This window comes from Luteimicrobium subarcticum (assembly GCF_002798015.1).
Lineage (GTDB): Bacteria > Actinomycetota > Actinomycetes > Actinomycetales > Cellulomonadaceae > Luteimicrobium > Luteimicrobium subarcticum.
Window position 1 is genome coordinate 60,036 of the sequence record NZ_PGTZ01000006.1, and the last position, 12,289, is coordinate 72,324.

At 75.2% G+C, this 12,289-nt stretch carries 11 protein-coding genes; 4 read left to right on the plus strand and 7 right to left on the minus strand.

Annotated elements, in window-relative coordinates; all coding sequences use genetic code 11:
- Positions 1–8 precede the first annotated feature (8 nt).
- The 4 genes from CLV34_RS00860 to mraZ form a co-directional block, all read right to left on the minus strand.
- On the minus strand, positions 9–1,748 hold the full coding sequence (locus CLV34_RS00860) for a peptidoglycan D,D-transpeptidase FtsI family protein (RefSeq protein WP_245858858.1): 1,740 nt from the start codon (positions 1,746–1,748) through the stop codon (positions 9–11).
- A gap of 272 nt (positions 1,749–2,020) precedes the next feature.
- A complete protein-coding gene (gene ftsL, locus CLV34_RS00865; RefSeq protein WP_100348403.1) occupies positions 2,021–2,461 on the minus strand; it encodes a cell division protein FtsL in 441 nt (146 codons plus the stop codon).
- Positions 2,458–3,534: a 16S rRNA (cytosine(1402)-N(4))-methyltransferase RsmH gene (gene rsmH / locus CLV34_RS00870; RefSeq protein ID WP_100348404.1), complete on the minus strand. Its 1,077-nt coding sequence runs from the start codon at positions 3,532–3,534 to the stop codon at positions 2,458–2,460. The genes ftsL and rsmH overlap by 4 nt, the downstream gene beginning before the upstream one ends.
- 177 nt (positions 3,535–3,711) lie before the next feature.
- Positions 3,712–4,146: a division/cell wall cluster transcriptional repressor MraZ gene (gene mraZ, locus CLV34_RS00875; protein ID WP_100349105.1), complete on the minus strand. Its 435-nt coding sequence runs from the start codon at positions 4,144–4,146 to the stop codon at positions 3,712–3,714.
- Between the two features lie 286 nt (positions 4,147–4,432).
- On the opposite strand from mraZ, the gene CLV34_RS00880 reads away from it, so the two are divergent.
- Genes CLV34_RS00880 through CLV34_RS00890 form a run of 3 tightly spaced genes read left to right on the plus strand, consistent with a single transcriptional unit; the run spans position 4,433 to position 9,041 of the window.
- Positions 4,433–5,446: an AAA family ATPase gene (locus tag CLV34_RS00880; RefSeq protein WP_425436155.1), complete on the plus strand. Its 1,014-nt coding sequence runs from the start codon at positions 4,433–4,435 to the stop codon at positions 5,444–5,446.
- 11 nt (positions 5,447–5,457) lie between these two features.
- Positions 5,458–6,762: a DUF58 domain-containing protein gene (locus CLV34_RS00885; protein WP_157803644.1), complete on the plus strand. Its 1,305-nt coding sequence runs from the start codon at positions 5,458–5,460 to the stop codon at positions 6,760–6,762.
- Positions 6,759–9,041 carry a transglutaminase TgpA family protein gene (locus CLV34_RS00890; RefSeq protein WP_100348406.1) on the plus strand — a complete coding sequence of 761 codons (2,283 nt, stop codon included), beginning with the start codon at positions 6,759–6,761 and terminating at the stop codon, positions 9,039–9,041. Before CLV34_RS00885 ends, CLV34_RS00890 begins: the two co-directional genes overlap by 4 nt.
- On the opposite strand, the gene CLV34_RS00895 is transcribed toward CLV34_RS00890, so the two are convergent.
- From CLV34_RS00895 to CLV34_RS00905, 3 genes are read right to left on the minus strand one after another with little or no spacing between them, the layout of a single operon-like run.
- Positions 8,986–9,384, minus strand: coding sequence for a DUF3040 domain-containing protein (locus CLV34_RS00895; protein ID WP_100348407.1), 399 nt, complete (start codon positions 9,382–9,384; stop codon positions 8,986–8,988). The two genes, CLV34_RS00890 and CLV34_RS00895, sit on opposite strands and share 56 nt — an antisense overlap.
- A gap of 37 nt (positions 9,385–9,421) precedes the next feature.
- Positions 9,422–10,681: a DNA polymerase IV gene (gene dinB / locus CLV34_RS00900; protein WP_100348408.1), complete on the minus strand. Its 1,260-nt coding sequence runs from the start codon at positions 10,679–10,681 to the stop codon at positions 9,422–9,424.
- Between the two features lie 7 nt (positions 10,682–10,688).
- A complete protein-coding gene (locus tag CLV34_RS00905; protein WP_170044541.1) occupies positions 10,689–11,126 on the minus strand; it encodes an SAV_6107 family HEPN domain-containing protein in 438 nt (145 codons plus the stop codon).
- Positions 11,127–11,203: 77 nt separating this feature from the next.
- Here CLV34_RS00905 and CLV34_RS00910 point away from each other — a divergent pair, with 77 nt between their 5' ends.
- Entirely contained in the window at positions 11,204–12,175 is a 972-nt protein-coding gene (locus tag CLV34_RS00910; RefSeq protein WP_157803645.1) for a spermidine synthase, read from the plus strand.
- The last annotated feature ends 114 nt before the right edge of the window (positions 12,176–12,289 follow it).

Sequence of the window (12,289 nt, forward strand, 5' to 3'; positions counted from 1 at the left end):
GGGGCGGGTCACCAGGTGGTCTTGTACGGGTCCGCCTTCGTACCGCTCGGCGCGACGCCGAGGTCGTCGAGAGAGAACCCCATCACCTTGCTGAACACGGGTGCCGCGGTCTCCCCGCCGAAGATCGACGACTTCGGGTCCTTGACGAAGACGCCCACCGTGAGCCGCGGGTCGTCCGCCGGGGCGAAACCGACGAACGACGCCACGATGGAGCTCAGCGAACCGTTCGCGCCCGCCGCCTCCGCCGTCCCTGTCTTGCCGGCCACGCGGTACCCCGGCACGGCAGCCTTCGCACCCGTGCCGTCCTCGCCGTCGACCACCGACTCCAGCATCCGGGTGAGCTGCGACGCCGTCTTCTGCGAGACGACGCGCGTGCTGCGGCCCGGGTCCTGCGCGTGGTACACCCCGTCGGGACCGGTGGTGCCCTGCACCAGGTGCGCCGGCGGGCGGACCCCGCCGTTCGCCACCGTCGAGAACACGTCCGCGACCTGCACCGCGTTCACCGTCAGGGCCTGACCGAACAGCACCGCGTACCGGGACCTGCCGTCCATCGCGGCAGGCTCCCGCACGAGCCCCGACGACTCGCCCGGCAGTCCGAGCCCCGTGGCCTGACCCAGGCCGAACTTGCGCATCATGTCGTACTGCGCCTGGCTCGACAGGGCCGACCCGGCCTGCACGGTGCCCGAGTTCGACGACTCCGCCAGGATGCCGGCGAGCGTCAGCTTCTCCGTCCCGTGCTCGTGGGAGTCGTGGAAGACCTCCCCGTTGTCCGCGGCGTACGTGTAGCCCACCGTGTACTTCGACGTGGGCTTCGCGACGCCGTGCTCGAGCAGGTTGGCCATCGTGATGACCTTGCCCGTCGAGCCGGGCTCGAAGGTCCACTGGACCGCCTGCGAGCCGCGCTGGTCGGCTGGCACGGACGGGTCGTTGGGATCCTTCGTGCCGGAGTCCGCGAGGGCCAGCACCGCCCCCGTGCGGGAGTCCTCGACGACCACGACCACCCAGGACGCCCCCGTCTTGGAGACAGCGGCGTCGGCCTCGGTCTGCGCCTTGTACTGGATGTCCTGGTCCACCGTCGTGGTCACGTCCGAGCCGGGCACGGCCGCCGTCCCGGTCTGGCCGGCGTCGGGGATCTTCTGCCCGCCGCGGCCCCGCTCGTACGTCTCGCTCCCGGGGGTCCCGGAGAGCGTGGCGTCGAGCTGGCGCTCGAGACCGCCCGCGCCCTGCTGCTCGGAGTTCACGTAGCCGAGGAGGTTGGCCGCCGTGGTCCCCGACGGGTAGACGCGCTGCTGCGTCGGGTCGGCCCCCAGCCCCGTGATGCCCATTCCCTGCAGGACGCGCCAGGTCGCGGGGAGCACGTCCCGCGCCACCACCTTGTACCGCTTGGTGCCGTTGAGCGCGGCGCCCAGCTCGGCCGCCGGGACGTCGAGCACAGGTGCCATGGCACGCGCCGCCGCGAGCGCGCCCGTGCCGTCCACGACGGGCGCGTCGGGGTCCTTCGCCGGGTCCCACGTCGCGACCAGGGTCTGGTCGACCCACACCGTGTAGCGCACCTCGCTCGTCGCGAGCACCACGCCGTTCGTGTCGAGGATGTCGCCGCGCTGCGCCGGGACGGTGGTGGTCGTCTCGCGCTCCATCCGGGCGTTCTCCGCGAGGCCGGGACCGTCCACGAGCTGGACCTCGACGAGCTTGGCGGCGAACCCGAGCAGCGCGACGAGCACCACGATCGCGATCCACCGCTGCCGCACCTCGGGACGTCCCGGGAGCGGTCGCCGACCGCGTCCCCCGCCGGGGCCCGGACCACCCGGTCCACCCGATCCCCCGGACCCCGCAGCGCGGACGCCCCGTGCAGCGGCATCACGCGCCGACGGGCTCGCCGGCCGAGCCGCCGCCGACGCCCCCGACGCCGGACGAGCCGACGACCCCGCCGCCACCGCGCGCGACGGGGGCGCCGCGCGCCGTGCGGTCGGGGTCCTGCTCGTCGTCGGGCTCATCGTCGCCGTCCGTCCTGGTGCGTCCGTCAGCCGTCGGCCGGCTTCGTCGCGCCGAGCACCTTGCCGTCCGCGAGCCGGAGGAACGCCTGCGAGCTGCGCGGCTGCATGCCGAGCTCGCGCGCGGACCGGGCGAGCTGCGCCGGCGAGGACGCCGCGTCGACCTGCGACTGGAGCTTCTGGGTGTCCTGTGCCGTACGGGCCAGGTCGACCTCGAGCTGCTGCGACACGAACGAGCCGTGCGCCATCTGCACGTTCAGCAGGAGCGCGAGGACGAGGGCGCCCAGGACGACCGCGCCGCAGAGCAGGGCGAAGGGCGCCCGGGACCGGTCCGCGCCCGGTGCGCGGACCACGCGCAGGCGCGGGCCGTTCGCGACGGCCGGCGACGCGCCCGCGGCGGACCGCTCCTGCCCTCCGGCGGGGTCGAACTGGCGCAGGACACGGGCGGTCGCGCCGTCAGTGGTGCTCATCGGCGGTTCTCCCTCGATCGGTGGGTCGGCTTGGCCCCGCGGGTGCCGCGGGCTGCCGGGGTGTCACGGTGACGCAGGTGGTCGGGGGTCTCCCGGACGCGCTCGGCGGCGCGGAGCCGCACGGACGCGGAGCGTGGGTTGTGCTCGAGCTCGCCGGCGTCCGCCTCCTCCGCGCCGCGGGTGAGCAGGCGCAGGTAGGGACGGTGGGTCTCCGGCTCGACGGGCAGGCCGGGCGGGGCGCTGGACTCGGCGCCCCGCGCGAGCTCGCGCTTGACGATGCGGTCCTCGAGCGAGTGGTACGCCTCGACGACCAGGCGCCCACCGACGGCCAGGACGTCGACCGCCGCCGGCACCGCGCGCTCCAGCACCGCGAGCTCCTGGTTCACCTCGATGCGCAGCGCCTGGAACGTCCGCTTGGCGGGGTTGCCGCCCGTCTGCCGTGCCGCTGCGGGGATCGCCGAGCGGACCACGTCGACGAGCTCGCCGCTGCGGTCCCACGCGCGCTGCTCACGGCGCCGGACGATCGCCCGGGCGACGCGCGGCGCGAACCGCTCCTCGCCGTACTCCCGCAGGATCCGCACGAGGTCGGCCTCCGGGTAGGTGTTGAGGACGTCCGCCGCCGTGTCGCCCGTGGTCGGGTCCATCCGCATGTCCAGCGGCGCGTCCTGGGAGTAGGCGAAGCCGCGGTCGGCCTCGTCGATCTGCAGCGACGACACCCCCAGGTCCATCAGGACGGCCTGGACCCGGTCGGTGCCCAGGCCGCGGACGACGTCCTGGATCTCGTCGTACACCGCGTGCACGGCCGTGAAGCGGTCGCCGAACGGGGCCAGACGCTGCGACGCGAGCCGGATCGCCTCGGGGTCACGGTCGATGCCCACCACGCGCGCCGTCGGCACCTGCCGCAGCACCGCCTCGGTGTGCCCGCCCATCCCGAGCGTGCAGTCCACGAGGACCGACCCGTCGGCGGCGAGCGCGGGCGCGAGGAGGTCGACGCAGCGCTGCAGCAGGACAGGGGCGTGCCGGTCGGCGGCCGCTCGTTCCTGCGGGGAGCCGGGCTCCTGGTCGTGCGCCATGGTGGTCCTCCTCTCGTCCTGCTCGTGGTGCTCGGTGTCCTGGGTGGACTACGGGGTGGAGTGTTGTGGAGGAGCCCGTCCGGTCAGGTCTCCCTCCGCGACTGTCTGACGCCGGGGAAGTGCGTCAGCAGGCGGGAGGAGGCCTCACCGTGCGGACCCGCGAGGGCCGCGCCGACCTCAGAGCCGGAGCCCGGGGACCACCTCCTCCGACGTCTGCGCGTACACGGCCTCCTGACGCTCCAGGTACTCCTGCCACGCCGGGAGGTCCCAGATCTCGACGCGGGTGCCGGCGCCGATCACGGCGACGTCCCGGTCGAGACCGGCGTACTGGCGCAGGTGCGCGGGCACCGACACGCGACCCTGCTTGTCCGGCGACTCGTCGGACGCCCCCGAGAGGAACACGCGCAGGTAGTCACGTGCCGCCTTGTTCGTGACGGGGGCGTCGCGCAGCTGCTCGTACATGCGGCGGAACTCGTCCATGGGGAAGAGGAAGAGGCACCGCTCCTGGCCACGCGTGAGCACGAGGCCCGGTGCGAGCTGGGGACGGAACTTGGCCGGGAGGATGAGGCGGCCCTTGTCGTCGAGACGCGGCGTGAAGGTCCCGAGCAGCAGGCTCGGCACCCCCGCGATCGACTCGAGCACTGTCCCCACCCCCTGACCTCTCCCATCGCCTCCACTTTACTCCACAGCCCCCCACCCGACGCTCGCCGAAAAGCCAGTTCACCCCGTCACCGCGCCGTCCGTGCAGGTCAGGGCCCGTGGTGGGCGGTGGAGGGCGCGCGAGCAGCCCGGCGGGTCGCGACGTGACCCGCGTCACGCACAGGGGCCGCGGTGAACTAGGCTCTGGGGTCACGAGGCAGGTGTCCGCGCCGCGGACAAGACCGACGGGGGACGTGCTTTGCTCATCGAGACCGGCAGCAGCAGCACGGGCACGGCGCCCGACCTCGCGGAGGTCGCCGAGACCGCCGGCCGCATCCGACTCGCCGTCGAGTCCGTCGTCACCGGCCGGCCCGACGCCGTCCGGGTCACGCTCGCCGTCCTGTTCGCCGGCGGCCACCTGCTGCTCGAGGACGTTCCGGGCGTCGGCAAGACCACCCTCGCCAAGGCGCTCGCCCGCGCCGTGGACGGCACCGTGGGGCGCATCCAGTTCACCCCCGACCTGCTGCCCACCGACCTGACCGGCGTCAACATCTACCGGAGCCACACGCACGAGTTCGAGTTCCGTCCCGGGCCCGTCTTCTCCAACGTCGTCATCGGCGACGAGATCAACCGCGCCTCGCCGAAGACCCAGTCGGCGCTCCTCGAGTGCATGGAGGAGGGCCAGACCACGCTCGACGGCGTGACCCACGCCATGCCCCGGCCGTTCTTCGTGGTCGCGACCCAGAACCCCGTCGAGATGGAGGGGACCTACCCCCTGCCGGAGGCGCAGCGCGACCGCTTCATGGCCCGCCTCTCCGTCGGCTACCCCGACCCGGCCGCCGAGCTCGTGCTCCTCGACCGGATGGAGAGCCGCGACCCGCTCGCGGACGTGCGCCCCGTCGTCGACGGACCGACCGTGGTCCGCCTGGTCGACACCGTCCGCGAGCTGCACGCCGCCGCCGCCGTCAAGCAGTACGTGCTCGACCTCGTGCTCGCGACCCGCACCCACCCCTCCCTGCGCCTCGGGGCGTCGCCTCGCGCCGGCATCCAGCTCCTGCGGGCCGCCAAGGCCGTCGCCGCCCTCGACGGACGCGACCACGTGCTGCCGGACGACGTCCAGGAGCTCGCCGTGCCCGTGCTCGCGCACCGGCTGCTGCTGACCACCGACGCCCGGCTCTCCGGGACGACGACGTCCGCGGTGATCGAGTCCCTGGTGGCACGCACGCCGGTCCCGGCGGGCGTGTCCGCCGGGAGCGACGCCGGCCTCCGCTGAAGCAGGCCGACGTGCCTGGCAGGACCCACGAGACCCACGTCAGGGTGACGCCGCGTGGTCGCGCCCTCGCGCTCGGCGGCGGTGTCGTCGCCCTCCTCGGCTTCGCCGTCGGGCTGACCGACCTGGTCGTGCTCGGGCTGGTGCTGCCCGTCGCGGTCGGCGTCGCCGCCGTGCACACAGGGCTGCACCGTCGCGAGCGACGGCGCAACGCGCTCACCACGACCCGGCGGGTCGCCCCCGACCCCGTCCTCGCCGGACAGGCGACGGACGTGGCGCTCGTCGTGTCGACCGTCGAGCACGAGAGCGCCGCGCGCGCCCGGCTCGCACGCATGCGGATCTCCGAGAACGTGTCGGCCGAGCTCGCCGGCACCCCGCCGCGCGGCCGGCAGGACGTCACGACCGACGAGATCCGCGTCCTGTACTCGCTGCGTCCCGAGCTCCGCGGCCGCTGGGAGCTCGGGCCCGCGACCGCGTCCGTCGAGGACGTGTTCGGGCTGGTGGAGGCGAGCCGGTCGTTCGGCGGCACCACCACGGTGACCGTGTGGCCCGCCGTCGAGGAGCTCCCCGCCCGCGCCCGCAGCAGCTTCCAGCACAGCAGCGACGCCGCCGCCGGGTCACGACGCTCCTCCCCCGACGACGCCGTGCTGCGCGAGTACGTGGTCGGCGACGACCTGCGCCGCGTGCACTGGGCCAGCGCCGCCCGGCGCGGGCGGATCATGGTCCGCGCCGACGAGAGCGCCGGGACGCCTCCCGCGACCGTGCTCTTCGACCGCGCGCTGCTCGTCGCCCCGCCCGGCCGCGCGAGCCTCACACGTCCGCCCGGCGAGTGGGCCGTCTCGTGCGCGGGCTCGTTCGCCGTCGCGCTCGTCGGCAGCGGGCACGCGACACGCGTCCTCGGCACGGCGCACGTCCCCGACGTCGCGGCCGTGCCGCACGCCTCGGGCGGGCGCGGCGAGGGCCGGGCGCACGTGCTCGACCAGTGCGTCGACCTGACCGCTCTCGAGGAGCCTGCGGGCGCGGTCCGCGCGGTGGTCGACACCTCGCGCGCCCTGCGCGGCCACCGGCGTCACGACGAGCTGGTGCTCGCCGTGATCGCCCCCCAGCCGCAGGAGGGCGCGGACGCGCTGGCGGGGCTCGCCGGCGACGCCTTCCACGGTGCGGTCGTCGTGCTGCCGCGCAACACCACCGCCGCGCTCGAGGAACGGGCGGCCGACACCGTGGCCGCCCTGAGGTCGGCCGGCTGGCGCGCCGTCACCGTGTTCGACGGCTCCCCCGTCGCGCGCGCCTGGTCGTCCCTCGCCACGGAGGTCGCATGACACCCGCCGCCCGCCTCCGGGACGTCGCGGCACTCGCCGTCGTGACGTCCGCCGTGAGCCTCAGCCTCTACGGCCTCACCACCGTCGTGTGGAACGGCGCGTGGATCGCTCGCCTCACGGCAGGTCTCGTGCTCGTCGCGCTGAGCGTGGGGATCGCACGCTGGTTCAGCGCCGGACGCACCGACCCGCGGGTCCCCGACCCGGCCCGCTGGGTCCCGACGCTCGTCGGGGCCGTCGTGGGCGTGGTCGTCTGGTTCGCGCTCGGGACGGCTGGCGACGCCGAGGCGGCGGTGCTCCGCCCCTCGGTCGTGGGCCGGACGCTCGGCTCCGCGACCGAGCTCTACCACCTCGCGCAGACGTCGGTCCCGCCCATCGAGGCGACCGCGCCCGTCACGACGGTGACGCTGGGCGCCGGAATCCTGACCCTGCTCGTGGCGGACGCCCTCGCGATCCCCCTGCGTCGTCCCGTGGCGGCCGCGGTGGTGACCGTCACGCTCAGCCTGCCCGCCCTCGTGATCGCCGGCCACGTCCCCCTGCCCACCCTCCTCGGGTGGTGCGCGACGCCGCTGCTGCTGCTCGCCGTCGACCGTGCGGCACCCGCGCCGGGCGCCGGGCGCCGCACCGCCGCGCCCGCCGGCGTGCGCCGCAGCCTGTCGGCGACGGCCTCGACGGCGGCGGTCACGGTCGTCGTCGTCGTCGCCGCGGTCGCGGTCGGATCCGCGGCCGGGTTCGTGCGCGACGGCTCGGACAGCCCGCTCAAGGGCCTCTTCGGCGGGACGTCCTCCACGGGGCGCCTCGGCAACGACCTCAACGTCCTGCAGGACCTCGGCGAGCGGCCCGAGACCGTCGTCATGTCGCTCACGACGCGTGGCTCGCTGGACGGCGTCGGTCCGATGCGCCTGTACACCCTGACGAGCTTCGACGGGTCGAGCTGGGTGCCCGAGCGGGACGACGCGACCTCGCTCCCGGCGCTGGACGACACCCAGGCCGTCGGCGCGCAGCCGGGCGGCCGCTCAGCCGGCCAGCAGGTCGTCGTCTCACCGCACCTGCTCCCCCACCAGCGCCTCGCCACGACCACCGAGCCGAGCACGGTGCGCAGCACCGACGGCACCTTGCGCTACGACGCCGACCGCGACGAGCTGTACCGCACGGCCGCGCAGGACGAGACGTCGCCGTACGCGCTGGTCGTCCGGCCTCGGAGCCTCGACGCGGACACGCTCGCCCAGGATGCCTTGGGCGTCCCCGACGACGTCCCGGACGTGATCAGAGCCGCGCTCGAGGTGCCCGACACGTCCCACCGCGACGACGTCACCGCGCTCGCCCGTCAGCTCACGCAGGGAGCGACGAACGACTACGAGCGCGCGGTGGTCCTCCAGGACTACCTGCGCGGCAGCGACTTCACGTACACCACCAAGGCTCCCCCGCCGAAGACGGGCGACGCGGTGTGGGACTTCCTGCAGGCGCGCACCGGCTACTGCGTCCAGTTCGCCACGTCCATGACCATGATGTTGCGCGACCTGGGCATCCCGGCGCGCGTCGGCGTCGGCTACCTCGTCCACCCCACGGCGGACGGCACGAGCGCCGACGTCCGCGGCGTGGACGCCCACGCCTGGCCGGAGGTGTGGTTCGAGGGGGCCGGCTGGGTCCGGTTCGAGCCGACCCCGGCCGTCCAGTCCGGCGCGCCGCCCCAGTGGGCGACCGTGAGCAGCGCCGCCGTCGCGCCGCGCCCCGAGGACATCCCCCCGCCGCGCGCCACCACGACCAGCACGTCGACCGCGACGTCGCAGGCCACGTCGCACGCGGAGGCTCCCGCGCACGCGGGCGCCGCCGCGGCGCAGAGCTCGCGCACGCACCGGTGGGTCGCACCGCTCGTCGGGCTCGTGCTGCTGGCCGCCGTCGGGACCGCGGTGTGGCTCCTGCGCCGACGCGCCGCACGGACCCCTCCTGCCGATCCGGAGGCCGCGTGGGCGACGACCGTGCGTCGCCTCGAGGCGCTGGGGGTGCACTGGCCGTCGTCGACCACGCCACGCCGCGCCGCCGGCGAGGTGGAGGATGCCGTGTTCGTGCTCAGCGGGCACCGGCTGGACCCGGACGCGTCAGCAGCACTGCGGACGCTGACGGGGCTGGTCGAGCAGGCTCGCTACGCGCGGGTCGTGCCCGACGTGGACGCGGCCACCCTGGCCGACCTCGTCGACCGGGTCGCCGCGGGAGCGCAGTCGACGGTCAGCGGCCGTCGCCGTTCCGACGCCGCTCCCAGCGCTCCTCGAGCCGGCTCATGAAGCCCTGACCGGACGGGGGCTGCGGGCGACGGGGCGCCGGACGAGGCGCCGCGGTGCCGCCCACCACGCCGATGGGGCCGCGCCGCTGACGCGGCCGCAGCACCGCGAGGACGACTCCGCCGAACATCAGCACGAAGCCGACGATGCCGACGATCCACTGTGAGGACGCCGCGCCGAGCACGAGCACGAGCAGACCCACCACGACCAGCGCTGCACCGACGACGTACCGCCACACGGGACGGCGCTCGGCCGACTGCAGGGTGTTGGCGAGCCGTGGATCGTCGGACGTCAGAGCCTGCTCCATCTGCTCCAGGACGCGCTGCTCGTACTCTGACAGAGGCATCAGGACCCCCGGGCGACTCGTGACGGTGTTATCCCCCTCAGGATAGGTCTCCCCCGCGCGTCGTGGTAGTCGAGCGGCCCACGGTGGACGCGCGACGCACCGCCGAGGCCCCGAAGCGTGCCCGCACGGCGTCCAGGGCCTCCTCTGCAGCCCGGGCCGTCACGGTGACCTCGGCGAAGGCGTCGTCGAGCGTGGGCTGGAGCGCGGCCGCCGCCCGGGGCTCCAGCCCCTCGACGCGCACCCCGACGAGGCGCACCGGGCGCCCACCGAGCTCGGCGGCCGCCAGCAGCTCGCGGGCGACCACCGCGATCTCGTGGGCCGTGTCGGCGGGCGACGCGAGCGACCGCGACCGGGTGAAGGTCCGGAAGTCGTCGGTGCGGACCTTCAGGCTCACGACGCGCCCCACCAGCCCGCCGGAGCGCAGACGCGCGGCGCACCGGTCGGCGAGCTCGAGCACCGTCAGGCCCACGCGGGACCGGTCGCGCTCATCCACCTCGTACGTGCGCTCGGCACCCACGGACCGCTCGGTGCGCTCGGTCTCGACCGCTCGGCCGTCGCGACCCCAGGCGAGGTCGTGCAGGTGCCGGCCGTGCGCCGCCCCGACCACGGACACGAGCCGTGCGAGGTCGGTCTCGGCGAGCTGGGCCACGGTGTCGATGCCGAGCGCCCGCAGCCGTTCCGCGGTGCGCTCCCCCACGCCCCACAGAGCGCCGACCGGCAGGGCGTGCAGGAACGGCACGGTCGCGTCGTGCGGGACGAGGAGCATGCCGTCCGGCTTGGCGTGCGTCGACGCGAGCTTGGCGACGTGCTTGGTCGACGCGATCCCGACCGAGCACGTGATGCCCTGCTCCCGCTGCACCCGGTCGCGCAGGCGGGCGCCGATCTCGGCCGGGCCGCCGAGCCGGCGACGCGCGCCCGAGACGTCGAGGAACGCCTCGTCGACGCTCACCTGCTCGACGACCGGTGTCACCTCACGGAAGAGGTCCATGACGGCCCGCGACACGTCCGTGTACGCGGCGCGTCCTGGCGGCACGACCACCGCCTGGGGGCACAGCGCCCGAGCGCGCGCCATGGGCATCGCGGACCGGACCCCGAACGCGCGTGCCTCGTACGTCGCCGACAGCACGACGGACCGCCCGGAACCGCCGACGATGACGGGCAGCCCGCGCAGCTCCGGGCGCCGCACGAGCTCGACCGACGCGAAGAACGCGTCCATGTCGACGTGGAGCACGTGGCACCCCGTGTCGTCGGTGCCCCAGGAGCGGCGGACCTCGGCAGAACGAGGAGCGTTGCTCATGCGCGGCTCACGACGCCTGCCGGGTCACGTGCACCCCGGCGAACGACGCGGCCGGGTCGACCAGCACCGCCACCTCGTCGCGGAAGTCCTCGGCGCACCGGACGAGCTCGTCGGCACGCGCCGGGTCGACCGCGTCGAAGCGTCCCGCGTCGACCGCGGCGCGCAGCCGGGCGCCGTCGGCGAAGTAGCTCGACCACGCCGCGAGGCCCGGCTCGGCGCGCTCGACCAGCACCCAGACCGACGCCGTCCGCCCGCGCGGTGCGGCGACGTTGCGCAGCGCCACGAGGGCCGCCGCCGCACGCAGAGCGGCGAGGTGGGCGTGCACGAAGCGCTCCGCGGGCTCCCCCGCCGCGTGGGCGGCGGCGAGCTCGGCATCGGCCCGCGCCAGGAGCAGCGTCACCGCCCGGGGCACCGCGACCGGGCCGGGAACCGTGCTGCGCACCATCTCGCCACCTCCGTCCTCAGGATCGAACACCTGTTCGACCGATGTCAAGCCGCGCCGTGTTCGGAGAGACTGTGACCATGAGCCGGAGCACGCGTCGCCGCACACCGGCACGACCAGGATCGCGCGGGGCACCGACACGGCGCGCCGCCGACCTCCCGACCGGACCGTTGCCGACCACGACGGGCACGGTCGAGCTCGTCCCCGACCCCGACCGCAACGCCGTGACCGTGCACGTCAACGGCGTGCCGAGCTCGTACGTCGACCTCGACGACCCGGGCCTGCTGACGTTCGAGTACATGCAGCAGATGGCGGCCGTGATCGACGGCTCGGCGCCGCCCGGGCCCCTGCGCGCCGTCCACCTCGGCGCGGCGGGGTGCTCGCTGCCGCGCTGGGTCGAGCACAGCCGACCGGGCTCGACCCAGACCGCCGTCGACCTCGACACGGAGCTGCTCGAGCGGGCCCGCGAGTGGTTCGACCTGCCGCGCGCACCCCGCCTGCGGCTGCGCCCGGGCGACGCCCGCGCGGTGCTCGCCACGCTCCGGGACGGGTCCGCCGACGTCGTGGTGCGGGACGTGTTCGCGGGCGACCGCACCCCGGACCACCTCACGACGACCGGCATGGCGCACGAGGTCTGGCGCGTCCTGACTCCGGACGGTCTCTACCTGGTGAACTGCGCCGACCGTCCCCCGCTCGCCCTGGCCCGCGCCGAGGTCGCGACGCTCCGGGCCGCCGGCGCGCGGGACGTCGTCATGATCGCCGAGCCCGCCGTCCTGCGCGGGCGGCGCTACGGCAACCTCGTCCTCGCCGCCCGGCCTCCGCGCCCTCCGGACGACGACGGGCAGCGGGCCGACGACGCACCGGTCCCCCTCGCCGACGACGCCGCCCTCGCACGCGCCCTGCGCACGCTCGCCGTCCCGGCCCGGGCGCTGGGCGGCGCCGAGCTCACGGCCTTCGCGGGAACGACACCCCCGCGGCACGACGAGCCCGCCGACCCGGCCACGCCCCCGCCGACGGAGGCCACCGCTGCCGCCGACACTGCGGCGCCCTGACGTACTGGGTCCGTCCGACGCACCAGGACCGCTGACGCACGAGGACCCCTGACGCACGGACGGCGCCGCACCCCCGACGGGATGCGGCGCCGTACGACGTCGACGGGCCGGTGC

Coding starts and splice junctions, on each gene's coding strand:
- CLV34_RS00890 (WP_100348406.1), top strand. CDS start 6,759: ATGACACCCGCCGCCCGCCTCCGGGACGTCGCGGCACTCGCCGTCGTG.
- CLV34_RS00895 (WP_100348407.1), bottom strand. CDS start 9,384: ATGCCTCTGTCAGAGTACGAGCAGCGCGTCCTGGAGCAGATGGAGCAG.
- ftsL (WP_100348403.1), bottom strand. CDS start 2,461: ATGAGCACCACTGACGGCGCGACCGCCCGTGTCCTGCGCCAGTTCGAC.
- CLV34_RS00910 (WP_157803645.1), top strand. CDS start 11,204: ATGAGCCGGAGCACGCGTCGCCGCACACCGGCACGACCAGGATCGCGC.
- dinB (WP_100348408.1), bottom strand. CDS start 10,681: ATGAGCAACGCTCCTCGTTCTGCCGAGGTCCGCCGCTCCTGGGGCACC.
- rsmH (WP_100348404.1), bottom strand. CDS start 3,534: ATGGCGCACGACCAGGAGCCCGGCTCCCCGCAGGAACGAGCGGCCGCC.
- CLV34_RS00905 (WP_170044541.1), bottom strand. CDS start 11,126: ATGGTGCGCAGCACGGTTCCCGGCCCGGTCGCGGTGCCCCGGGCGGTG.